The organism is Brevibacillus sp. HB1.4B (genome assembly GCF_013284285.1).
Taxonomy (GTDB): domain Bacteria; phylum Bacillota; class Bacilli; order Brevibacillales; family Brevibacillaceae; genus Brevibacillus; species Brevibacillus porteri.
The window spans coordinates 535,288-558,504 of the sequence record NZ_JABSUT010000004.1 but is presented as its reverse complement, the minus strand read 5'-3'; the positions used below and the strand labels follow the sequence as shown (position 1 = coordinate 558,504).

At 47.2% G+C, this 23,217-nt stretch carries 27 protein-coding genes and 1 riboswitch; of the genes, 10 read left to right on the top strand and 17 right to left on the bottom strand.

Annotated features, from left to right (window positions below):
• Positions 1-163: 163 nt before the first annotated feature.
• Positions 164-1,024: a nucleotidyltransferase-like protein gene (locus HP398_RS13350; protein WP_173622806.1), complete on the bottom strand. Its 861-nt coding sequence runs from the start codon at positions 1,022-1,024 to the stop codon at positions 164-166.
• A gap of 117 nt (positions 1,025-1,141) precedes the next feature.
• Between HP398_RS13350 and HP398_RS13345 the strand changes: the two genes are divergently transcribed.
• Positions 1,142-1,516, top strand: coding sequence for a YgzB family protein (locus tag HP398_RS13345; RefSeq protein WP_007728760.1), 375 nt, complete (start codon positions 1,142-1,144; stop codon positions 1,514-1,516).
• Between the two features lie 93 nt (positions 1,517-1,609).
• On the opposite strand, the gene HP398_RS13340 is transcribed toward HP398_RS13345, so the two are convergent.
• From HP398_RS13340 to nth, 3 genes are all read right to left on the bottom strand, one after another.
• Positions 1,610-3,343: a glycosyl hydrolase family 18 protein gene (locus HP398_RS13340; protein ID WP_173622805.1), complete on the bottom strand. Its 1,734-nt coding sequence runs from the start codon at positions 3,341-3,343 to the stop codon at positions 1,610-1,612.
• A 273-nt stretch (positions 3,344-3,616) separates the two neighbouring features.
• Positions 3,617-4,051: a peroxide-responsive transcriptional repressor PerR gene (gene perR, locus HP398_RS13335; RefSeq protein ID WP_017250178.1), complete on the bottom strand. Its 435-nt coding sequence runs from the start codon at positions 4,049-4,051 to the stop codon at positions 3,617-3,619.
• Between the two features lie 154 nt (positions 4,052-4,205).
• Entirely contained in the window at positions 4,206-4,889 is a 684-nt protein-coding gene (nth, locus tag HP398_RS13330; protein WP_017250177.1) for an endonuclease III, read from the bottom strand.
• Positions 4,890-5,007: 118 nt separating this feature from the next.
• Between nth and HP398_RS13325 the strand changes: the two genes are divergently transcribed.
• Positions 5,008-5,919, top strand: coding sequence for a complex I NDUFA9 subunit family protein (locus HP398_RS13325; RefSeq protein WP_173622804.1), 912 nt, complete (start codon positions 5,008-5,010; stop codon positions 5,917-5,919).
• Positions 5,920-5,958: 39 nt separating this feature from the next.
• On the opposite strand, the gene HP398_RS13320 is transcribed toward HP398_RS13325, so the two are convergent.
• The 4 genes from HP398_RS13320 to bcp are packed head-to-tail and all read right to left on the bottom strand — an operon-like array spanning position 5,959 to position 8,864.
• Positions 5,959-6,507 (bottom strand): cob(I)yrinic acid a,c-diamide adenosyltransferase, encoded by a 549-nt coding sequence (locus HP398_RS13320; protein WP_017250175.1) that lies wholly within the window; start codon positions 6,505-6,507, stop codon positions 5,959-5,961.
• Positions 6,508-6,532: 25 nt separating this feature from the next.
• Entirely contained in the window at positions 6,533-7,294 is a 762-nt protein-coding gene (locus tag HP398_RS13315) for a class I SAM-dependent methyltransferase (RefSeq protein WP_069846627.1), read from the bottom strand.
• A 9-nt stretch (positions 7,295-7,303) separates the two neighbouring features.
• Entirely contained in the window at positions 7,304-8,356 is a 1,053-nt protein-coding gene (locus tag HP398_RS13310; protein WP_173622803.1) for a M42 family metallopeptidase, read from the bottom strand.
• 37 nt (positions 8,357-8,393) lie between these two features.
• On the bottom strand, positions 8,394-8,864 hold the full coding sequence (gene bcp / locus HP398_RS13305) for a thioredoxin-dependent thiol peroxidase (RefSeq protein ID WP_017250172.1): 471 nt from the start codon (positions 8,862-8,864) through the stop codon (positions 8,394-8,396).
• A gap of 156 nt (positions 8,865-9,020) precedes the next feature.
• Here bcp and HP398_RS13300 point away from each other — a divergent pair, with 156 nt between their 5' ends.
• A complete protein-coding gene (locus HP398_RS13300) occupies positions 9,021-9,638 on the top strand; it encodes a winged helix-turn-helix domain-containing protein (protein ID WP_017250171.1) in 618 nt (205 codons plus the stop codon).
• Positions 9,639-9,701: 63 nt separating this feature from the next.
• The gene (locus HP398_RS13295; RefSeq protein ID WP_173622802.1) at positions 9,702-10,340 is read left to right on the top strand and encodes an HAD family hydrolase; all 639 of its coding nucleotides are present in this window, start codon (positions 9,702-9,704) and stop codon (positions 10,338-10,340) included.
• 52 nt (positions 10,341-10,392) lie between these two features.
• On the opposite strand, the gene proS is transcribed toward HP398_RS13295, so the two are convergent.
• Complete coding sequence (proS, locus tag HP398_RS13290; protein WP_173622801.1) at positions 10,393-11,859, bottom strand: proline--tRNA ligase; 1,467 nt, start codon at positions 11,857-11,859, stop codon at positions 10,393-10,395.
• Between the two features lie 311 nt (positions 11,860-12,170).
• On the bottom strand, positions 12,171-12,782 hold the full coding sequence (locus HP398_RS13285; protein WP_017250168.1) for an ECF transporter S component: 612 nt from the start codon (positions 12,780-12,782) through the stop codon (positions 12,171-12,173).
• 234 nt (positions 12,783-13,016) lie between these two features.
• A riboswitch (FMN riboswitch) is annotated at positions 13,017-13,171 on the bottom strand.
• Positions 13,172-13,396: 225 nt separating this feature from the next.
• Here HP398_RS13285 and HP398_RS30945 point away from each other — a divergent pair.
• Positions 13,397-13,492, top strand: a complete 96-nt coding sequence (locus tag HP398_RS30945) for a putative holin-like toxin (protein WP_012684786.1) — start codon at positions 13,397-13,399, stop codon at positions 13,490-13,492.
• 181 nt (positions 13,493-13,673) lie between these two features.
• Here the strand turns inward: HP398_RS30945 and HP398_RS13280 are convergent, their stop codons facing one another.
• The 4 genes from HP398_RS13280 to HP398_RS13265 form a co-directional block, all read right to left on the bottom strand.
• Entirely contained in the window at positions 13,674-14,471 is a 798-nt protein-coding gene (locus HP398_RS13280; RefSeq protein ID WP_017250167.1) for an ABC transporter permease, read from the bottom strand.
• Positions 14,472-14,474: 3 nt separating this feature from the next.
• Positions 14,475-15,269, bottom strand: a complete 795-nt coding sequence (locus HP398_RS13275; protein ID WP_173622800.1) for an ABC transporter permease — start codon at positions 15,267-15,269, stop codon at positions 14,475-14,477.
• On the bottom strand, positions 15,262-16,272 hold the full coding sequence (locus HP398_RS13270; protein WP_017250165.1) for an ABC transporter ATP-binding protein: 1,011 nt from the start codon (positions 16,270-16,272) through the stop codon (positions 15,262-15,264). The genes HP398_RS13275 and HP398_RS13270 overlap by 8 nt, the downstream gene beginning before the upstream one ends.
• An 89-nt stretch (positions 16,273-16,361) precedes the next feature.
• Positions 16,362-17,204 (bottom strand): protein phosphatase 2C domain-containing protein, encoded by an 843-nt coding sequence (locus HP398_RS13265; protein WP_254476072.1) that lies wholly within the window; start codon positions 17,202-17,204, stop codon positions 16,362-16,364.
• 165 nt (positions 17,205-17,369) lie between these two features.
• On the opposite strand from HP398_RS13265, the gene HP398_RS13260 reads away from it, so the two are divergent.
• The 5 genes from HP398_RS13260 to HP398_RS13240 all read left to right on the top strand — a co-directional run bounded on the left by HP398_RS13260 (position 17,370) and on the right by HP398_RS13240 (position 21,567).
• Positions 17,370-18,656 carry a glutamate-1-semialdehyde 2,1-aminomutase gene (locus HP398_RS13260; protein WP_217368655.1) on the top strand — a complete coding sequence of 429 codons (1,287 nt, stop codon included), beginning with the start codon at positions 17,370-17,372 and terminating at the stop codon, positions 18,654-18,656.
• A 79-nt stretch (positions 18,657-18,735) separates the two neighbouring features.
• Positions 18,736-18,876: a hypothetical protein gene (locus HP398_RS13255; protein WP_007729817.1), complete on the top strand. Its 141-nt coding sequence runs from the start codon at positions 18,736-18,738 to the stop codon at positions 18,874-18,876.
• Positions 18,877-19,100: 224 nt separating this feature from the next.
• The gene (locus HP398_RS13250; protein WP_047073720.1) at positions 19,101-19,781 is read left to right on the top strand and encodes a zinc metallopeptidase; all 681 of its coding nucleotides are present in this window, start codon (positions 19,101-19,103) and stop codon (positions 19,779-19,781) included.
• 95 nt (positions 19,782-19,876) lie between these two features.
• Positions 19,877-20,692 (top strand): pyrroline-5-carboxylate reductase family protein, encoded by an 816-nt coding sequence (locus HP398_RS13245; protein ID WP_173622798.1) that lies wholly within the window; start codon positions 19,877-19,879, stop codon positions 20,690-20,692.
• A 23-nt stretch (positions 20,693-20,715) separates the two neighbouring features.
• The gene (locus tag HP398_RS13240; protein WP_173622797.1) at positions 20,716-21,567 is read left to right on the top strand and encodes an NAD(P)-dependent oxidoreductase; all 852 of its coding nucleotides are present in this window, start codon (positions 20,716-20,718) and stop codon (positions 21,565-21,567) included.
• Here HP398_RS13240 and HP398_RS31380 read toward each other — a convergent pair.
• The 3 genes from HP398_RS31380 to HP398_RS13230 form a co-directional block, all read right to left on the bottom strand.
• A complete protein-coding gene (locus HP398_RS31380) occupies positions 21,505-21,738 on the bottom strand; it encodes a helix-turn-helix domain-containing protein (RefSeq protein WP_371736743.1) in 234 nt (77 codons plus the stop codon). The two genes, HP398_RS13240 and HP398_RS31380, sit on opposite strands and share 63 nt — an antisense overlap.
• Positions 21,739-22,195: 457 nt before the next feature.
• Positions 22,196-22,747 carry a hypothetical protein gene (locus HP398_RS13235; protein ID WP_026043219.1) on the bottom strand — a complete coding sequence of 184 codons (552 nt, stop codon included), beginning with the start codon at positions 22,745-22,747 and terminating at the stop codon, positions 22,196-22,198.
• A 4-nt stretch (positions 22,748-22,751) separates the two neighbouring features.
• Complete coding sequence (locus HP398_RS13230; protein WP_254476070.1) at positions 22,752-22,958, bottom strand: colicin E3/pyocin S6 family cytotoxin; 207 nt, start codon at positions 22,956-22,958, stop codon at positions 22,752-22,754.
• Positions 22,959-23,217 lie beyond the last annotated feature (259 nt).

Sequence of the window (23,217 nt, the reverse complement as noted above, 5' to 3'; positions counted from 1 at the left end):
TTCCTCATCGCCCAGAGGCGACTTTCTTAATTTACCACATAACCACTTGTGAAATCAAGTGTTTTTTTAAACTTTTTTCTCGGCCGCTCTGCGTTAGCGCAGCAGCAACGTTTGTTAATATAGCATGGATCACAAATTGAAGTCAACACTAATTGAAAAATTTTTATCCCATTAAAATAAAACCTGTTTCTCTGTCGCCATTTCCCCCTTCTTTGCATACGATCTCTTGGATCAACAAGCGCTGAAGCATCTTATCTATCACGAGAGGAATCTCAATCTCTGCCTCTTGAATCATCGGGTGGTTCATCAACTCTTCCAAACGCCAAGGCCCTGATTTCGTCTCCATAAGCTCAACCAGGTATCGAACAGATTCCTTTGTTCTGGATGCGATCCAAAATTCAATTGCCAGTACAAGTAGTTCAATTCGCTTCTCCAATGCTTCTGCATTAAAAGATAGCTCCTCATACAACTTATAAATAGAAGGATCTATCTGTTTGACTTGCGTCCATAATGCTGGCTGAGGATGATCTCCCGCTTCATATACAATGAGACGAGCCAAATAGTGAATCGTTTGAATGGCAGAGTGATGCGCATCCAGCATCATGCCTTGCTGCAAAAACTCTTTTGTCTCGTGGAAAAAACGAAGGATTTGGGAATACTCCTTACAGATATGTTTTTTCTGAAGAGAAGATGACAAACTAGCCAGGCGTAGCTTCATTTGTTTCATATAATGCTCTTTGTCCCAAACGATTTCTGCCCTTCGAAGCATCTCGGCAAGTCGTTCATCCAAACCACAGATGACTCCCTTCTCCAACTGCCACGTGCTGATTTGCTGCTCGATGATTACTTGTTCCTGAAAAAGCATGCGACGGATTTTACCATCAGCTTGGGGCTCATTTACTACGACGAAATAAAAGATTCCCTCGCGAAAGGGGACTAGCATATCCGAATCATTCAAAACAAGCACCGCTTGCACATCCAAACGCTGCTGGAGATTTTTCAGATACGTCTGCCTTACAGTCATGCCTTGTTCCTCCCTGCCCCCTGGGTTGAACTTATGGATTCTACAAGTCTTGTCCGTTTCCTGCTTGTCAACAGACAAATCCTTTGTATGCTATACTATAGGGTAGGAGGAATGATCATGAAAAATACAGAACGCCTGAGCAAGATCAAACGCATGCGCACATGGGGCAACTGGAGCATGGTAATCGGCATTTTGCTGATGTATACAGGGTACGCATTTTTTGCAGGTTATTTGGACTTTATTCCTTTACTTGGAAGCCTCTTAAAAGGCTCTTACATTTTTATGACGCTGCTTTTGATCATCGGGTTCATTCTGACAATGGGCAGTACAGTCTTGTTTATGATTTCCGGGATGGTCTCCACTTCGGCTCCACAGGTGCAATGCCCTTCATGCCAAAAAGTCACGAAGATGTTGGGTAAAGAAGACGCCTGTATGTTTTGTGGACAACCTTTACGCATTGAAGACGGACATCCTCAACAAAACCAGACATAATATGATTCCTTTCATCTATACGTAAAAAGCCACCTGCTATTTCCCGAGCATTCGGGGTGCAGGTGGCTTTCTTTCGTGAAAGCTGTCTGTCTTTTATTTCAGAGTCTCGTCAATTGCTTGCCATATCTCCGGCACCTCAAAACCACGGCGCCAAGAAGCTGCACCCGCCAAGTCGTACTTATTAACGATCTCCATACGCTTCTTCATAGAAGTTACATCTTCTATCCACATTTTATAGACGTTGCCATCCTTCGGGTCTTTGTACTCCACGTAATGTTGACCGGAAGCTTCATCCATAACTGGCGTCAGCTTGCGTTCGTTGATCCATTCCTGGGCTTTCGTCATGGAATAAGCCTTGGAGCTAACCTTCACAGTGCCATCAGCCTGCTTGGCTTCTGTCCACAAGCGTGTGTAAAAAGGTACACCCAGCAGCAGTTTTTCGTTAGGGACCTCTTCCAACACTCCTTGCAAGCCTCGCTCCACCCATGGCAACGATGCGACAGAACCAGCTTTTGGACTCGCTGCCCAATGCTCATCATACGTCATCACCGCAACATAATCGACGACTTCGGCCAAAGCTTTCCGATCCAGGAACATGGACCATTGCTTAGCGTTTGACTTGATCGTCACATCTATGGAAACGGTCAGTCCTTGCTGATGGAGATACGGCGTCAGCTCCCGAACAAACTGAACGAGTTCTTCTTTCTCTTCTAAATACACGTTCTCAAAATCGATGTTGATACCATCGAGATCGTATAGATGAGCGTAGTACAAGAGTTGGGCAATTAACTTATCTCGCTTGTCATAGCTGCTGAGAACGGACTTCGTCCAATCAGGATTAAAGCCGTTTGTAACTAAACCCCAAACCTTGTAGCCCCTCTTATGGGCCCATTTGACGTACGCAGGATCGGCTCTGTTCAACAGATTTCCATCTGCATCCTTCATTTCAAACCAAGTAGGAGAAACTACATTTACCCCTGGTAGTGCACCAATTTTTGAAACATCCGGATTTTTATTGACGACGTGCTCCCATACGAGGTTGATCTTGCCCTCAGGCTTCCAAGTAGCGTGTTGTTGTCCGGTAGCAGTCGAATGCTCCAGCTGGACTTTGCGCACATCCGTCATCTCAATACTTTTCTCTGAAATGAATCCTCCTACTCCCGAGGCGTTTAAAACGCGATACCAGTTTTCCTTTTTGCCAAGAACGTCGACAACCTCACCCGCAGACAGCTCTGCTACAATCGGGGTTCGGTGAGAAGCACCAGTACGGACTGCTTGTTTTTCCTCGGCAGCGATCACTTTCGCTTGCTGGATTTCGTAGCCCTCTTTTTCGACGACCAGGACACCCGTATCTGCTTTTCGCTCAAAAGAATAAGGATACAGCTTTTCCAAAGGATCCAACGGGACATAGCGTGTGCCGTCGACCTCTTTCACCGGAACGAGTAAATCCACAGGTTTTTTGTTCAGATAGGCGACAACTTCTCCGCTCTCCATCCGAAGCACCTTATCCTTCGTCGTGACGATAACGGAACGTGTGGGCTCATCCCAAAAAATCGCTGGATCAATGTTCTCTTTAATGAAATCAAAGGGCAGCAATATTTGCTCTGATTCCAATATATACGAGGACTCTTTCCGCGAGCCTTCGTATACAATCACATTTTTATCTCCATCATACGGCTGCACATGCTCAGTTGAGGCACGGAGCACAAAAAACCAGTAAATGCTGCCGAAGATGGCCAACAAGAGAAAACTTAACAAAAACATCGTGCGAAAAACCCTTCGTTTTCTTCGTCTTGGTCGCAGAGTTCTACCCGACTCCCTGCTCATAATCTCCACCTGCTTCCCGGTACATAAGCCTGTCTTCTGACTTGGGCTGTATGATTTGACTCATTATTTCGATCATAGCGTTGGTTCAATCCATTCACAACCTTTTGTATTCTGGTAATTCACGGACAAGCTTCCTACCAAGAAGAAGACGTATGAGAAGCCAAAAGGTTACAGATATCGACAGAAAGGGTTATGTCCTCCAAAAGCAAACACCCCCTGCATCACCGGGATTATCCGATTCAAGCAGGAGGTGCTCATCCATCCAATACATTCTTAGTGGGGATTCTTTTGACAGGAATCACAAACGCCATAAACTTCCATACGATGCCCGGTTACTTTGAAGCCGATGTCTTTGGAAGCAGCTACTTCTGCATCCCGCAAATACGGAAAGTGGAAGTCTCTGATTGCACCACAGGTGGAACAGATTGCGTGATAATGATCTTCTTCCACATTGGCATCGAATCGGCTGGACGCATCCCCGTAAGTGAGCTCTGTAACCAATCCAGCATCTTTAAAGACTCGCAGATTGTTGTAAATCGTTGCAACGCTCATATTCGGGAATTTGCCTTCAAGGGCTTTATATATTTCGTCAGCCGTCGGGTGAGTCATCGTTTCCAGCAAATAGGTCAAAATTGCATGGCGCTGTGGTGTCATGCGAACCCCGGTATTCTTCAGGATTTCAACAGCTTTCTCCACACGTTGTACCATCTTGTTACACCCCACAGTCTTTCGCAAGACAAAAGAACAAGCTTCTCTAATGTCATTGATTAGAATTACTATAAATAAGTGTACGTCTAGTCGGCGAAAACTGTCAATATCCATTCATCCGATTTGAAAAGAAAGAAGTGGAAAATCAAGTTTTTCACTTTGCTTTTGCGGGCTTTTTGGTTGCAGGTTTTTTGGATTTTTTGGCTTCCGCTTGTGCAAACTTACACATGGATTGGATTGTACAGCTGCCGCACTGTGGATTGCGCGACGAACATACACGTCTGCCGTGCCAGATTAACCAATGATGCGCATCCGTCCACTTCTCTTTTGGAATGCGTTTCATGAGCTGACGCTCCACTTCGTCCACATTGTCGCTATTCGCAAGGCCTAACCGGTTTCCGACGCGGAATACATGCGTATCCACCGCAATCGCAGGAATTCCGAATGCATTAGACAAAACGACATTTGCAGTCTTTCTCCCTACCCCTGGCAATGCTTCGAGCTCTGCATGCGTTTGTGGAACTACGCTATTGTATTTTTCGTACAAGATTCTACAGGTCTCTAAAATGTTTTTACTCTTATTCTTATACAACCCGAGACCTTTTATATGCTCTTCCATTTCTTCCTGTGTCAAATGAAGGTAATGCTCCGGCTGGTTTAGCTGCTGGAACATGGGTGCCGTAATCTCATTCACCCGTTTATCTGTACATTGGGCAGAAAGAATGGTCGCAATGAGAAGTTCAAACGGGGTTGTATAATTCAATTCACAGTGCGCATCCGGATAAAGCTGCTGCAAATTATCCAAAATGTCGGCCACAGGTACTTTGCGTTGTGCCATAAATATATCCCCCTTTTCCCTACATTATACCGCCTTGGTCAACACAGCGATCGATAGCACCGCAAGCTGCACCTGTTGTACAATAAGTCTGGAAGGATTTAACGGGAGGAGGTTTTCCATGAAAGTATTCCTGACTGGTGCCACAGGGTTTGTTGGAAGGGGTATACTCGAGCGCTTGCAGGCAGAAGGATATGAGACGGTTTGCCTCACCAGAGCTGGTTCAACATCTAAGCTTCCCTACAACGGAACCGCCAATGCGCATATAACGGAAGCAACTGGCGATCTATTTAATAAAGAATCACTGATGAGAGCGATGCAAGGCTGCGATGCTGTCATTCACCTCGTCGGAATTATTCGCGAACAACCGGGGAAAGGCATTCTCTTTTCGCGTATCCATGTAGAAGGCACAAAAAATATACTGGAGGCCGCCAAGCAAGCTGGAATCAAACGTTTTGTCCATATGAGTGCTCTGGGTGCACGTGAAAACGCCACGAGTGCCTATCACCGAACCAAATACGAAGCGGAGCAGCTTGTTCAAGCAAGCGGTATTCCGTACGTCATTTTCCGTCCATCTGTCATTTTTGGTCCTGGGGATGAATTCGTGAACATGCTCGCCGACCTGGTTCGGTTACCTGTCACACCGGTCATTGGCGATGGCTCCTACCCTTTGCAACCAGTTGCTCGCAAGACGGTGGCCGATGTATTCGTCCAAGCCTTGAGCAGACCCGAATCAACCAATCAAACCTACGAAACAGGTGGGCCCGAACCACTCTCCTACGGGCAAATCCTCGATACGATTGGCGAGGCCATCGGTAAGCGGAAGGTCAATAAATTTCACATTCCCCTTGCTTTCATGAAGCCTGTGGTAAATATGATGGAGAGATTCCCCTTTTTCCCGATTACCAACACGCAGCTCACCATGCTGCTAGAAGGAAACGCATGTAAGGACGGAAAGCTTCTCTACGATACTTTTCACACAGAGAAAATCGACTTTCTCCCGGGAATCACCACTTACCTGCGGACCAAATAAAAAAGGGAAGCCCCCTGCTTGATCACAGGGGGCTTTTGCCTATTCGTGCAGCGTTTTCTCAACTGCATCTGTTTCTTTATTAATATGACGAGCCACAACGAACAGATAATCAGACAAGCGGTTGAGGTATTTGACCACGGACGGGTTTACCTGCTCCTGCTGTGCCACATGGACTGCTTTGCGCTCTGCACGTCTTACGACCGTACGCGAAACATGGAAGGCTGCCGCAGCCGGATGTCCGCCAGGCAATATAAAATTGGTGAGCGGAGGCAACTTTGCATCTAGCATGTCAATTTGCTCTTCCAGAAAAGTAACGTCCTCTTCTGCAATTGGCCAGCCTACCTTTTTGCCTTCTGGCGTCGCCAGCTCAGCCCCTACATGGAACAGCTTTGTCTGAATGACATGGAAGACATCCTGCAATTCCTTCCATTCTTCTGTCGCAGGCAACAGAGCCAGTGCCAATCCAATCTGCGAGTTGGCTTCATCGCACGTACCGTATGCCTCTACACGGTCCGCAAACTTAGGCACGCGGACACCTGCAACCAGTGACGTCTCGCCCTTATCCCCTGACTTTGTATAAATCTTCATTCCGAATCCCCTCCACAGGTTCCGTTTACAAAGCTTCTGCGACCAGAATCAACTCTGAGCTATTCGCATCAAAAGGTGTCTTTGCAAAAGAACCGTATCGTTGTGTGACCTTCAAGCCGTTTAAACGAAGCAGATGATGGAGCTCCGCGGGGAAAATATAGCGGAGAGTAAATCGGCCCCTCACCCGTTCCGTTATAACTCCCTGTGCATCCGTACGCTCGTATATGCGTGTCACTTCGGACAGTTGCTGAAAATGGTCATAACGAGTGTAATCCCACATCGCAACCTCTTCCCCCGACGGGAGTGGATACGTGCCACGCAAGGACATTTTTTCATTTTCCTCGTAAAAATGATGAATCTTGGGGACAAACACGTTCATGATGAACTTCCCACCTGGAGCCAGATGCTTGCGAATGCACGTCAATGCCTTCATTTGCTCTTGAACATGCAACAGGTGCAAAAACGATCGAAAAGGAATCATAATCAGCGAAAATGACTCCTGCAGATCAAAGGTGCGCATATCCCCCTGCAATAGCTTCAAGCCGGATGTTACACCTTGTTCCTCTGCTTTTACCTGAGCCCTTGCCAGCATATCTTGGGATAGGTCAATTCCGGTAACGTCGATGCCAGCCTGCGCCATCGGAATGCTGATTCTTCCGGTGCCGCAAGCGAGATCTAGTACGTTTCCCCCTGCCAGCTTGGCTTGTTCCAGATAGAACTCAACATCACCCGGAACACCGCGTTGAGTGAGATCATAGTAGTCAGCCCATTGATACATATTGCTCATCTGGCCCTCCTATGCTTGCATTTCTTCTGATTGAAGGTAGGCCATAACGAGCTTTGCCGTGTTATCGAGTGCTTCTTTATGTGTACGTTCATGGGAGTGGGATGCATCTACTCCCGGTCCGATCAAGCCATGGACAACGTCATATCCGGCTCTCAGTGCAGCACTCGCGTCAGAACCATAGTAAGGATAAATGTCCACTTGGTAGTTCAGACCGTTCGCTTGTGCGAGCTTGGTCAGATGGCTGCGCAATCCGTAGTGGTACGGTCCAGTGGAATCCTTCGCACAAATGGACACACAATACTCATCTGTCGTCTGTCCATCCCCAATCGCGCCCATGTCGACAGCCAGATACTCCACCACGTTGGCAGGGATGCTGGAGTTGCCGCCGTAGCCGATCTCTTCATTATTGCTGATAAAAAAGTGCGTAGTGTAAGGCAGCTTCACACCGGATTCACTCAGTTCTTTTAGAACCCCAAGCAGCACAGCTACGCTTGCTTTGTCGTCGATATGGCGGGACTTGATGAAGCCGCTATTCGTTACCGTCACGCGCGGATCAAAGGAGACGAAATCTCCGACGGAAATCCCAAGCGCAAGTACTTGCTCTTTGTTTGTGACCTTTTCATCCAGCCGAACTTCCATGTTCGCCTCATTGCGCTCAGCTTTCCCCGCTTCTGAGCTGTATACATGCACGGAAGCTTTGGTAGACAAAATCGTACCAGTTACAAGACGACCGCTACTAGTCTCTACAACACAGTGCTCCCCTTCAATCGCATTGAATGCAAATCCACCGATCAAGGTCAGCTTCAAACGTCCGTTGCTCTTTATTTCTTTTACCATCGCGCCCAGCGTATCGACGTGAGCGGTCAAGAGTCTTGCTTTGTCGTTATTGGCCCCCGCTACGGTTGCAACGATTGCCCCTTTATTTGTCCGTTTATAGGAAACGCCAAGATCTTCTAACTCTTGTGCAACCCAGGCCATTACTTTTTCCGTATTGCCAGACGGACTTGGGATGTTCGCCAATTGGCAAAAGCTTTGTACAACATATTCTGTGGATACACTCATTTGTATGTTCCTCCATTCGCCCGTTGCGAAATAAACGTTAGGATTGAAGCTCTTCCTTAATAAATTGAAGCACTTCCTGTACATGCCCTTTGACCTTTACTTTTGCCCATACTTTTGCAATGTTGCCTTCTTTGTCGATGACGAACGTCGTGCGTTCTATGCCCATATACTCTCGTCCGTACATTTTTTTCAATACCCACACACCATAAGCCTCTGCCACTTGGTGATCCGGATCTGCCAAAAGTGGAAAAGGCAATTCGTGCTTCGCGATAAATTTGTCATGCGATTTCACAGAATCCGGACTGATTCCGAGAACAACTGAATTCAGCTCAGCAAAGCCCGAATGGAAGTCACGAAAGTCGCATGCTTCTGTGGTACATGTCGGCGTTTGGTCCTTCGGATAAAAATAAAGCACTACATTTTGTCCATAAAATTGGGAAAGTGAGAGGGTCTGATTGTCGCTCGCCTGCAAAGTAAATGCAGGTGCAGCTTGTCCTACTGCCGTCAAACTTTTCCCTCCTCTCGATAATATCCTGTTTTCGCTGGTCCCATTTTACCACAATCTAGTAGTCACTTCATCCGCATACAAGTTGCGCTTTGATTCAGAAAAGGATAGAATAAAAAAAAATAAAATTTGGCCTAGTCAGTTGGATGGTGAATTCGCATGAAAGAGTTTTTTGAAGTAACAGATCCAGAAGCGCTAAAATCGCTTGCTATAGCGGAACGGGTTAAAATTTTGGAACTCTTTGAAGATTTGGAGCCCAGAACGGCCAAACAAATCGCTACAGAACTAGGCGAAAATGCTGCACGGCTACATTACCATGTGAAGGAGCTCGTGCGTGTTGGGCTGCTCGAGCAAGTGGATACCCGGGTAAAAGGCTCTATTGTGGAGAAATATTATGAGCCTGTTGCCAAGGTCATTCAGGTCAAGCTCCAATTGATGATTGAAGAAAACGCTCAACAATTAAGTGATGTCATGTTTACTCCGTTTCGTACTACGGAAAAGGATCTCATGCGAACTCTCAATCGCTTCGTCGCAAGTGACCAAGATGTTCGGAAAGAATACCAAAATACGTTCGCTTTTAATTTGACTGAATTTTATTTGAGTCAAGATGAACGCAATCAATTTGTGGAAGACATCTCTGAGCTGTTGCAAAAGTACAAAGGGTTCAAATCGGAACCTGGCCGTCGAAAATTCAAGTTTTTCGACATCCTGTTCCCATTGACTCCAGCTGACCCAACAGATGATTCAGATGACCCTTTTGATGATTCGGATGAGTAAGTCACCAAGAAAACCATCAGATACGATGGTTTTCTTTCATTTTCTAATCAAAGGAGGACTCCAATGCGGACGATCTTGTTTGATTTCGACGGCACAGTTGCCGATACCCTCCCCTTGATCTTCACCGCTTTTCGCTCTACCTTTCAGCAGTTTTTACAAGAGCATTATACTGACGAGCAGATTGTAGCTCTCTTTGGCCCCACAGAAATAGGCATTTTGCAAAACGAGCTTCCCCCACATGCGCATGACAACGCCCTCGCTCATTTTTATCGTGTATACACAGATGAACACTCCCGCGTACAAAACCCGGAAAATATCCGAAGCATGCTCGACGAACTTCACTCAGCAGGTATCCAAATGGGAATCGTAACAGGAAAAGGACGAAAAAGCGCTGACATCTCCCTTCGAGAATGGGGATTAGATTCGTATTTTTCCGTCGTGATCACAGGGGATGAGGTCACACATCCAAAGCCTCATCCAGAAGGTATTTTTACCGCTATGAAACAGCTAGGCGCTACGCCTGCGGAAACCATTTTCGTAGGCGACAGTGATGCTGACGTGTTGGCTGGTCGAGCCGCTGGTTTGCGAACAGTCGGTGTGGATTGGCTTTTGGTTACACAAAAGTCGGGAAAATTCGATCCCGAGCCTGACTACCACTTTACGGATGTGCACGCTTTTACCGATTGGATACTCAGACGCTAGATGAAAAAAGGGTGTGCCCTGCCGCCGAAGCGTGGACACACCCTTTTTTTGATTAATACGCCCGTCCGAACCAGACGCTATGCTGTGAGTCTTTACCGCAGCAAATGCAGGCTTTCTTTCGTACAGGAGGCTCAAACGGGATGTTGCGAGAGGTGAACTTGGTTTCCTCTTTGATCTTCGATTCACAAGCATCATCCCCACACCAGCCAGCTAACACCCATCCACTCAGCTTGTTTTCGCTCTCGCTTTTGGCAATATGAGCGGACAGCTGCTCCAGTGTATCGATCCCCAAATGTGAGTTCTCATCACGGAAGGCTAGTGCTTTTTGGAACATATTTTGCTGAATCTCTTCCAACAGTTGTACAACTGTTTGCGCGATACCTTCAAGTGAAACCGTCACCTTCTCCCCTGTATCACGTCGAGCCAGAATGACTTGACCATTTTCCACGTCGCGTGGGCCGAGCTCCAGACGCAGAGGAACCCCGCACATTTCCCACTCATTGAACTTCCAGCCGGGTGTTTCTTCACGAAGATCAGCACGGACACGCACTCCTGCGGCCTTGATCTCGTCAAAGAGTGGATCAAACGCCTCCATGACTTTCTCGCGCTGCTTCATCGGACCGACTGGGATCATAATAACCTGTGTCGGAGCCATGCGAGGCGGCAACACTAGACCACGGTCATCGCCATGCACCATGATCATCGAACCAATCAGTCGCGTAGAGGTTCCCCATGATGTGGTGTGAACGTACTTGAACTGATTGTCACGATCCAAAAACTTGATTTCAAAGCCGCGCGCGAATTTATCGCCCAAATAGTGCGAGGTACCCGCTTGCACTGCTTTGCCATCCTTCATCATCGCTTCAATGGAATACGTGTCGACAGCACCAGCAAAGCGTTCACTTGGTGTTTTTTGTCCCTTCCAAACTGGAATGGCCAGCTCCTGCTCGACGACCTCTCGGTAAATCTCCAGCATTTGCATCGTTTCCTGACGAGCTTCCTCCTCTGTCGCATGTGCCGTGTGGCCTTCCTGCCAGAGAAATTCCGATGTCCGCAAGAACGGCATCGTCCGCTTTTCCCAACGAAAAACGTTTGCCCATTGGTTTATTAATACAGGCAGGTCGCGGTAGCTCTGAATCCATTGGCTGTACATATGTCCGATGATCGTTTCGGAGGTTGGACGTAGCGCGAGCTTTTCCTCTAGCGGCTCGCCCCCAGCCTCTGTTACCCAAGGCAACTCTGGATTGAAGCCCTCGATATGCTCTTTTTCTTTTTGAAAGAAGGACTCGGGGATCAGCATCGGGAAATAGGCATTGCGATGTCCTGTCTCTTTGAAGCGCTTATTCATCGCCTCTTGAATTCGCTCCCAGAGCTCAAAGCCATCCGGCTTGAACACGATGCAGCCGCGTACCGGTGTGTAGTCCATCAAATCCGCCTTTTTAATGGCATCGATGTACCAACGCGAAAAATCCTCCGATTGCGGTGTAATTTCTTTTACAAACGCTTTGTCCTCTTTCATCCGTCTACGCTCCTTTTTGATCTTACGTAAAATGCAAAAAATCCCCCATCCCAAAAAGGGACGGAGGATCAACTTCCGCGGTACCACCCTGATTGACTACAGCATAGCCATAGTCCTCTCGATAACCCGATAACGGTGGGCATCCGGCTAAGCTCTTCACCAGCGGCTTCAGGATGGGGTGCAGTTATCCTTTACGTATCAGCCTTCCAGACTAGGGCCGACTCTCTGTCACGGGGAATAGCTGCGGGTCCTTTCATAGCCTTTTGTGACTATCTATTAACTAAACATATTAGCGAGTCACATCGTGGTTGTCAATTGTTGGTACGCGCAGCGATTCTGGAGCCGAGCTTCACATAGATCGGATACGCAACCACTGAAATCATAACACCTTTGAAGAGATTGAATGGTACGATTCCGTACAGAACCAAAGACCAGATACTTGTCGCATTGAACATGGTCAAGAGCTGTTCAATCGGCATTTGATAAAGCACAGCGTACGCAGGCAACAGCACATATGCATTTGCCACAGCCATGACAATCGTCATCAACAGCGTTCCCAGAGCAAGACCAGTCAGGAAGCCTTTTTTGCCTTGGCCGAGACGCTGCATGTAGACAGCCGCAAAAATAAAGCTTGATCCTGCTACGACGTTTGCGAGCTCACCGATCAACAGACCGTCTGTATTTTTGAAGAGCATGTGCAATGTATTTTTTAGTACCTCGATAATAACGCCAGCTACAGGTCCGTACATGAGTCCCCCGATCAATGCTGGGAGTGTACTGAAGTCCAGCTTCAAAAAGCTTGGCATCAGCGGAACAGGAACCTCGAGATACTGCAGAATAAATGCAACGGCCGCCAGCATGGGAATCGTCACCAGCTTTTGGGTTGCACGTGTGCGCGAAGAATGCAGCGCTGTTTCTTTCATGTTTACCATCTCCTCATTTTTCTACTCCTTCTTGAGGAATGGCAACAGTCGTTGTAGGCTCACACGTCTTGTTACACAAACAGAATAAACCCTGTGGCTAAAAGTTCCACAGGGCATTTGCAAGCGTATGACAAAACCGTGCGCAAATAAAAGGTACAAGAAACAAGAGGGCTGGCCTCTACGTTCTCGTCCCGTTTGCACAGGCAAACAAGCACGTGTGATAAACGTACTGTCGTCATCCTTCTCCCATCCAGACTGTACTGTCGGCTCTGGAATCACACCAGATCCTGCACTCCGTCGCTATTTGCAGCTCGGGAGGCTCGCGGGCTTAACATGCACAAAGCATGATCACCGCCGGTCGGGAATTTCACCCTGCCCCGAAGGAATGTGTAGTTGTATACAGCATATTATACTGCTGTTTTTTGATTTGACAATAGAGGAAACTGCCAGCTCGACACTTTTTGTTTATTTTTCCGATGAGTTTAGTGTGAATAACGAATAAAAAAAGACACTTGCTAACTAGAGAGCACTTCATGCTATCATTCGCTTGTACAATAGAATCGGCTCCTCAAGGGTGGTCGCGGCTCATCCCCATTTGAAAGGGGGTAAGACCTGTGGTAACGAATGAAACACTCGGACTGCTTTTCCAGTTTGGGTTGTTCCTGGTCGCTTTAATCGGCTTGGTTGTTACCTTGACCAAAAAGAAATAGACCGCCCTTGAGTTGACAGCTCTGCGGTCTATTTCACAACATAGTATTGAGCCGCACCCCTTTAGGGGAAGCGCCTTTTGTACCGTCCGTTCCGGTTGCCGCCGGGACGGTCTTTTTTTACCTTATGCTTTTCGATCTCGTTACATCCAATATTACCACAACGACTTCAGATTATAAATCATCAAGAACCTGCTCCCCGATACTTCGTGACACCCCAGTTCCAAACGAGTAGCCCAATCCCAAAGAAAATAATAGCCACTACTGGCGTCATTGCCGCATAGGTGTACCAAACTTCCTTGCGCAAAAAGTAAGCCGCCGGATAAACACCCACGAAGGCAAACGGCAGCACGTAGGTAAGCACAAAGCGTATGGCCTTGTTGTACACGTCTACCGGATAGCGCCCATACTGCTGGATGTTGTAAATCATCGGGGCAATCCCTGTCCGCGAGTCAGAAAAGAAGCTAACCGCAGCAATCGCGGTGTACACGCCACCGTAAATCAGTGCCCCGCTGATCGAGAGCCCGATAAAGATGAACACGTCGTACCAGTAAAACGACAAATCGAGTTGAATGGCAGCATACCCCATGATGATGATCCCGGTTATGACTCCAAAAATACGGTCTGGCGCAATCGACTCGAGGCATACCTGTGCCAGATTGTGAATCGGTCTCGTCAGGATGCGATCCATCTCGCCCCGAATGATATACCTTTCGTTAAAGTCCCAAAAGCCGAAGAACATCGAAAACAATGCATATGGAACCAAAAAGAAACCATAGATAAAGATGATCTCATCACGCGTCCAATCCCCCATCAAAGGAACATGCGTGAACACGACAATAATAAAGACGAGATTGATAAGCTCTGAAACCAGATTAGACACAAAATCCCCGAGAAAATCCGTTCGATAGGCAAGTCTCGTCTTGAAGTACTGGCTCAGGTAGTCGGCAAAAATACTGAAAATATGTCTCATGTTTTGCATGCTCTACCCCCCTTGCACAACCAGCTTGTTGCGGGCAAGACGCCACATCACCAAGATGGGAACCAGTATGACAAACATCCAGATGACCTGAAAACCGATCAATTCCCAGGAACGTTCCGTAGTAATCGCACCTGTGAAAATCAAGCTCGGATAGTAGTTAACTGCCTGAAATGGAAGGTAACCCATTACCGTTTGCGCCCAGCCCGGGAAAAAGCTGATCGGAAGCACGAGACCAGACAACAGATCCACTACGACCCGCTTGGCTCGCATCATACCATCGTTTCGGAATAGGAAGAAAGTCAGTAAGCCTGTCACCAGATTGATTTGTGTATTGATCAAAAACGCACACATCAAGCTGATCAAATACAGTCCCCATCCTGTCCCTGTCGCCGGGAAGCTAAACGGAATAATCAGGCTGATAAGGAAGATCCCCGGACCCGCAAAAAAGAGAAAGCGAAAGATCCCTTCCCCAAACGCCTGCGCCGTTTTCACGGACAAATAATTATAAGGGCGTATCATTTCGATCGCGACCTTGCCTTCTCGGACATCCTGGGCTATTTCTGTATCGATGTTGTTAAAATAAAACGCCCGCGACATCCAAGCAATCGCAACGTAGGAAGTCATCTGTTCCACTGTAAGCCCGCCCAGCTGCTGCTGGCCTCCGTAGATCGCTCCCCACAAAAAGTAGTACGCACCGATGTTGATCGCGTAGATAATGATCCCGCTGTAATAGTTCACACGATAGGCAAGCATCGTCAAAAACCTCATGCGGATGAGTTCCATATAAAGCTTACGCATGGCTGGCTACCTCTTGGTCGGAGGAATAAATGTTGCGAACGATATCCTCTGTGCTCGTCTCTTCGATTTTCACGTCGCTGACTTCAAACGATGACATGACTGTCGACAAAACAAAGGGCAGCATTTCCTGACTCCGCGCTACTTTTACACTGAGGGTAAAATCATTGATTTGCTCGATCTCACAAGGCATCTCTCCCAATGCCTGACGGAGTGCGGCTGTTGAAGTGCGCTTTTTCATTTGGAAGGACACCTCTGTGCCATTGCCCCATTTTTCTTTGAGGTCATTCAGCAAGCCATCGAAGATCAGCTTCCCTTTGTCCATGACAAGCACGCGTTTACAGAGTGCTTCGATGTCTGACACATCGTGAGTCGTCAACAAGATCGTCATATTTTCCGTCTCATTCAGATTGCGGAGAAACTCCCGGATTTTTTGCTTAACGAGCACATCGAGTCCAACTGTCGGTTCATCGAGAAATAGCAGGCGTGGCTTATGAATCAAGGAAGCAGCCACTTCACAGCGCATCCGTTGTCCGAGACTTAGCTTGCGTACTGGCTGACTGACGAACGGAGAAATATCCAGCTCCTCAATCAAACGCTCCAGCCACTTTTCTCCTTCTGCCTCGTCTACCTTATAAACACTTTTCAACAGACGGAAGGACTCTAGCGGAGATAAGTCCCACCAAAGCTGAGAGCGCTGCCCGAAAACAACTCCGATGGATCGAACGTAGTCTTCCCGCTGCTTGAAAGGCACATAGCCGTTAATGACGATTTCGCCGTCGCTCGGGGTCAAGATTCCGGTCAGCATCTTGATCGTGGTCGATTTTCCGGCACCATTTTCCCCTATCAGTGCGAACATTTCCCCTTCCTCTACTGTAAAGGAAAGGTCATCCACCGCATTTACCGTCTTGTACTCCCGACTGAACAAATCACGAAAAGCACCACCAAGACCCGGTCTGGATTGATGGATGCGGAAATCCTTTTGTAAATGATTTACCTGAATCATGGAATACCGTCCTTTTTTCTTCGCTTAAATACCATTTGTAGTGTATATGAGCCAATCGAATTGTGCAAAAGGCAAACTGCACCAAACTGTTAATGAAGAGAAAGGATCATTCCCGTTTTGTCGTCTGACTTTTTGAAGCGGATATAGCGGATGCACTCGGGATCGTTGTTTTCCAGAGAGATGAGCTCGTCTGTATAACGTTGCAGCCCTTTATGTACGATCGGCAGCACCGTCTCTTCCCACTTCGGCTGTGCTCCACCTAAAGCTCTCGGCATGAAAAGACCATCGGTTGCCAGCACCAATGCCTTCACGCCAACTCGATTCATGCGGCCATACTCTATAAAATCCCGACAGGCAGTATCACCATTCAACACTCCGTAGCCTCCTGGTCCATTCGCCTGATAGCGGTTATGGATCAGGATGTCCATACATCGTTCGTACAGCTCTGTTCGCGTACACAATCCTTCTTTGATTCCTTCTTCCCACTTCGCCAAGGCTGCCTGTTCCAAATGGCTGACTTGTGTATGCGTCAGGGGTCGTACCGTGTCATCATCATAAACGGCAAATATCATGCAATCTCCCAACTGCGCGTACTCGATATGGGCATCTCCTACACGGACGACTGCACAGGCCGCTCCCCACAATGCTTCCTTTTTCTCAAGATCAATGCCGCTTTGCCGCATCTGCTCCTGAAGGGCTAAGTTTATCGTCTCCAAATAATCGTGCAAAGCTGCATCCTCCGGCATTGCTTCCAGCTGCTTTTTTACGAGCTCAGCCGCGATAGCTCCGCCCGTCTGTCCTGCTGCGTTCTCATACGGAATCAGCGACGTAATGCCGTCGATAACCGCATACACATGCTTGACCTGCTGAATCACATAGGCGTCCTCATTGCTTTTGCCGCTTCCTTTCATGGAGATGCTCTCAAGTTTCATGATGACCCCGCCTTTACCCATGGAGTGATTTGCTTGAAAATTGTATCATTTTTCCTTTCCTTCATCTATAGCTCTCCGTTCATATCCAGTTGTTGAACAGCTGTGGTAAGATAATGAAGGACTTTTTACAAAAGAGGTAGTTTCAAAAGAAAAGAGGGAATATGCATGAAACGTGAACGATCCGCGCAACTGCACGAGGAAGCACTCGACGTCATTCTAGGCGGGGTAAACAGCCCTTCCCGCTCTTTCAAGGCTGTAGGCGGGGGAGCACCCGTAACGATGGAACGTGCCCAGGGCGCGTATTTCTGGGACGTGGACGGCAATCGATATATTGACTACTTAGCAGCATATGGCCCCATCATTACTGGCCATGCACATCCACATGTGACCGAAGCGATTTGCGAAGCAGCTGCCAACGGAACCCTGTACGGTACTCCTACACCATGGGAAATTACCTTCGCAAACATGATCCGCGAAGCAATCCCTTCGATGGAGCGCATTCGTTTTAACAACTCCGGTACAGAAGCAGTCATGACCTGCATTCGTGTAGCACGTGCCTATACCGGACGTGTCAAAATCATCAAATTCGCAGGCTGCTACCACGGTCACTCTGATTTGGTGCTGGTTGCAGCTGGCTCTGGACCATCAACCTTGGGGATTCCAGACAGTGCGGGTATTCCACAAAGCATCGCCAGCGAAGTCATTACGGTACCTTTTAATAATGTCGAAGCATTTGCAGAAGCTATGAACAAATGGGGCAGCGAAACGGCTTGCGTCCTCGTGGAGCCGATTGTCGGCAACTTCGGTATCGTGGCACCTGAGCCTGGCTTCTTGGAAGAGGTTAACCGCATCACGCATGAAGCGGGCGCACTTGTCGTCTACGATGAAGTGATTACGGCCTTCCGCTTCTGCTACGGCGGAGCACAAAACCTCCTCGGAGTCGAGCCTGATCTGACTGCATTGGGCAAAATTATCGGTGGCGGTCTGCCAATCGGTGCTTATGGCGGTCGTCAGGAAATCATGGAACAAGTCGCCCCACTCGGACCTGCGTATCAAGCAGGAACAATGGCTGGTAATCCTGCTTCCATCCGTGCGGGAATCGCCTGCCTGGAAGTATTGAAGCAGCCGGGCGTGTACGATGAATTCGAACGACTGGGCTCCATGCTTGCGAACGGAATCACCGAGGCAGCCAACAAACACGGCGTAACCATCCAGCTCAATCGTGTAAAAGGGGCATTGGCTGTTTACTTTACGGACGAGCCTGTTCATGATTATGATGCAGCTCAGAAAGCGAATGGAGAAATTTTTGCCCGCTTCTTCCAGCTGATGCTGAATGAAGGTGTATGCCTGGCACCATCTAAATATGAAGCTTGGTTCGTGACCACAGCTCATACAGAAGAGGACATTCAATTCACCATCGCAGCTGTAGACCGCGCCTTTTCTCAGCTGTAAACCATTCCCACGTCCTTTCGCATCTGTCCAAGGAAATAATAAGCCTGTTCGCGATTATGTTTTCAAGGGGGATATTTCGGTGTCCAAAGGTGAAAAATCATATCCGCAAGCTCCTGAAAAGACGTTGGATTCCAAAATGAGCAGTAAAATGCTCGAAGTGACCGGCTTTCAAAACCCGCGAAAAACCGAGCATCACAAAACTCAAAATCACGACAGATAATCAAGAAAACAGACACATTCCTAATCATGATGACGAGGAATGTGTCTTGTTTTTTCGCATGTGGCAACATTGTCAATAATGGTCAGAGATTGTACAATAAAATAGTGAAACTGTCATAGGACTTATTCGTATACATGAATATGGGACAGAATGAAGTAGTAAGGTTACATGTATGGCTTAGCAACATTTCGTTTTCATAGATTACAACGAGGAGTGAGTGTGGAATGTTTTTCCATCCTATGGATTTCCTGATTCTGATTGCATTCGGACTGTCGCTCTGGGCACAGTTTCGTGTGAAAGGAACTTTTAACAAATTCGCCGAAGTTCCTACCTCCTCCGGTCTTACCGGTGCAGAGGCCGCCCGCCGCATGCTCGATGCGAACGGCTTGACGAACGTTCCTGTTCAACATATCCCAGGTACATTGACTGACCACTACGACCCGACTGATCGTGTCGTACGCCTGTCTGATCCTGTATACTTCGGCAACTCGATTGCCTCTCTGTCCGTTGCTTGTCACGAGGTCGGCCATGCGATTCAGCACAAGGTCTCGTACCCGATGCTGGTAGCACGCCATCGCATTTTCCCGGTAGTCAACCTGGTGTCCGGTGTAGCGCCATTGCTGCTGTTGGCTGGTTTCTTCTTTAAAATGGCTGGACTTTTGCTCATCGGGATTATCTTCTTCTCCGGAGCGGTTGCCTTCCAGCTCGTCACACTGCCTGTCGAGTTTAACGCAAGTAGCCGTGCGAAAGATCTGATGCTCAAAATGGGCTTCATTCGCAATGAAGAAGAGCGTGGCGCAAGCAAAGTACTGGGCGCAGCCGCTCTGACGTACGTAGCTGCTGCTCTGATCTCTGTTCTGGAGTTAGCGAAATACATCATGATTTTCCGTAGCTCTGACGACTAATCCGTTTAATGAAACGGCAAAGGTACAGCTCTCTCACAGGGGGGCTGTACCTTTTTTCATAAGGCTACGTTACAATTAGGCGGGGGGTTTTGCACATGCGAATTGGAATCATTGGATTAGGCAGTATGGGACAAATGCTGGTGAAATCGCTCTGTAAATGCGGTGTGATCCAGCCCGAGCATATCACCGTCTTCAATCGAACAAGAGAAAAGGCTGAACATCTGCAGGCATCACATGGTATTCTCATAGCCGAAAGTGCGCAAGAGGTGTGCAACCAGACAAATCTGGTCTTTTTCTGCACAAAGCCACTGGATATCCTGCCTGTACTGCGAGAGTTGTCTATCCCTGAAAGTGTACATATCGTTTCTGTTGCAGCAGGTGTTAGCATCGATGATTTGGAAACCGTCCATGCTGGTGCCGTAAGCAAGGTAATTCCTACCGTCACTTCGCAAGAGCTGCATGGTGTATCTCTATTTACATGCAGCAGTCGAACAAGTACAGAGGATCGCGATGAGCTTCTCACTCTCCTGTCTTCCATTAGTCAATCACAGGAAGTATCCGAGGTCGAGATTGAAACAGCGACGATCCTCACCAGCAGCGCACCAGGACTGATCGCAGGGATTCTTGATTCGTTCGCGCAGGCAGCCGTTCGCAAAACACCAGAGCTTGACCTGGATACGGCGCGAAGCATGCTGGTGGAAACGATGCTGGGAACCGCTCTTTTGCTCAAAAACGAACAGCTTAGCTTCGACCAGCTGATCGAACGTGTGGCTACCAAAGGTGGCATTACCGAGGAAGGCTTGCGTGTTCTTGACAAGACGCTTCCTTCTGGGTTTGACGAGTTGTTTGCGATGACAGAATCCAAGCACGCTGCTTTGAAGATACTTGTCCAACAACAAATAAAAGCATAAATCGCGGATAGGAGAACAAGAAAATGATCATCGGTTGGATTGGTTTGGGAAACATGGGCATTCCAATGGCTAGCAATCTGCTGGCTGCTGGCTACGACGTACGTGTCTGGAATCGTACGCCGGGAAAAGCCGCGCCATTAGTGGCTCTGGGAGCGAAGGAGACAGCCGCTCTGTCAGATTTGGTAGCACAATGCGATGTACTGTTCACGATGGTAAGCGATGATGATGCAGTAAAAGCAATCTATACTGGCACAGACGGTCTCTTGAGCCTGTCCATTCAAGGCAAGCTTGCAGTAGATATGAGCACGATTTCACCGGATACATCCCGTTATATCGCGGAGCAAGCCCAGGAAGCTGGACTGCGCTTTCTCGATGCACCTGTGTCCGGTAGCGTAGGGCCTGCCAAAGAAGGCAAGCTCGTCATCATGGTAGGTGGCGAGCAGGCTGATTTTAAGGTAGCCAAGCCTATGCTGGACAAGCTGGGCAAAGCCACGTTTTATTTGGGACCAAACGGAGCGGGTACATCTGCGAAGCTGGCGATCAACCTGCTGCTCGGCATTACAGTACAAGGTGTGTCTGAAACATTACTATTCGCACGATCCCTCGGCATTGGTACGGAGCAAATGCTGGACATCATTTCAGAGAGCGCCGTAGGAACACCACTCATTCGCGGAAAAGCGGCTTCCATCCTCGCTGACAACTATCCGGCTGCCTTTGCCCTAAAGCATATGGCCAAGGACCTTCGCCTTGCGAATGAAGCAGGCGTCTCTACCCCATTGGCTGAATCCGTAAATGCGACCTATCGTCATGCATTAGAAGAAGGCTTGGGCGAGCTGGATTTGATGGCGATCCTGCGTCATCTCGAGGGAAAATGAATACTCCCGCCACTTACCTACCGGTTGGGGTGGGGGGTTCTTATGTGTCGTCGTTACTGGACTCTTCTTGCCTGCCAATTCCTTGATATGGCGTTCTACTGACTTAGAACTATACCCGATGTTTCTAACCATCATTTCAATGGTCGGATAGCACTGACTCTTGTCGCTCAGCTTGATCCCAATTAGTTACGGTGAATATTCCTCTGACCGCCCCTTCACCTTATCTATCGTTCCATGTACGTACATTGTTGCAATTATTTTTGAAATCACCGCAAGAAAGCGAATATAACAAAAAACAGGTCAATCATGGTGGTATCTGACCATAATTGACCTGTAATCCGCAACGCATTGATGGTAATAAGGGTATAAAATTTAAGCTTCATGTGCGTACAACCAAAATGAAATTACATGGGTTAAGTATGTAATTGGTTGGATGATGGGTTCATCCCGCACTGGGAGGGGGGCTATAACATCAATCGCCGCCATCTATCTAGACAAGTGAAAAGACCACAACACGGGCGGGTAGCTCGTATTGTGGTTTGTTGGTTCTATTGAACGATCTTGTTATTGGGGTTGAAACGGGTTTACACAAAATTTTTGACAGATCGAAATGATCGACTACTCAGAGCTAACATAGTTCTAACACATCAGTGAATAAAGCATCGCCTAAAGTTAATCTCCTATTGAAAGGTGTAATACTAGGTAAAGCATCCCACTCATAAACCGTATCATAGAAATCATATAGATGACTAAGCTCAGAATACCCTTTTAAAGTCATGATCCTATTAATTTGATTCATTCCTTGTATCATTTCTAAAGATTCTGCTGTACCAACTATCTCCAAAGGACCATTAATCAAGTTATGCCTTAATGAATAACTAAAATCCAAAATATAAATTGGGACTAACTTTGAAACTTTTATATTTATTTGTTGAGAAAGTAGGAAACCTTCCTTACCTGATATATCCTGCAGATGTATTAAAATATCTGCTGAAGGGCTGATCATATTTCTGCACTCAATTTCCTTCAGATTTCCAATTTCATTAAGTTCAATTGGTACTTCTAGTTTTTCAGCACACTTCTTTTTATACCATTCGTCTAATTCTCTTTTAACCAATAAACGCCCAATTAATTCTCCAACCTCAGGAAATTCTTCAATAAAACGATGTCCATGTTCCATGATATTAACCATCCCATCTTCTTTTAGGTTCACCATCTTTAGTTTGCTTTCCTGTCACAGGATCAAACTCTCCTAGATGTTCTGTCCTTCGTTTATTCCACTTTTCTAACTTGCCATGTTGTGAATCCCACTGCCAATTAAACCCATTATTATCTGACCAAGATTTTCTTTTTAATTTTTCTTTAATCTGAGTCATTCCCATCTGTTCCATCCACTTTGTTGGTTCTATAAGTCTGTAACCATTTGTATCGTCTCCAACAATTTTTTGCTTATCAGCTATATTGGAATTATACTCTTCTGTTCTCTGCTGCTTACGTTTGAAATATCCCCCATAAGCATCATTACCCTTCCCCTCAACAGACTCATTTAGCTTAGGTATTACTCCACTTTCACTTCATTACGAAAAAGGCTTACTCCTCTTCGTTGAAGTTGGAATAAGCCTTTGAAAGTTTTTCAAGTTTGGTTTGTTG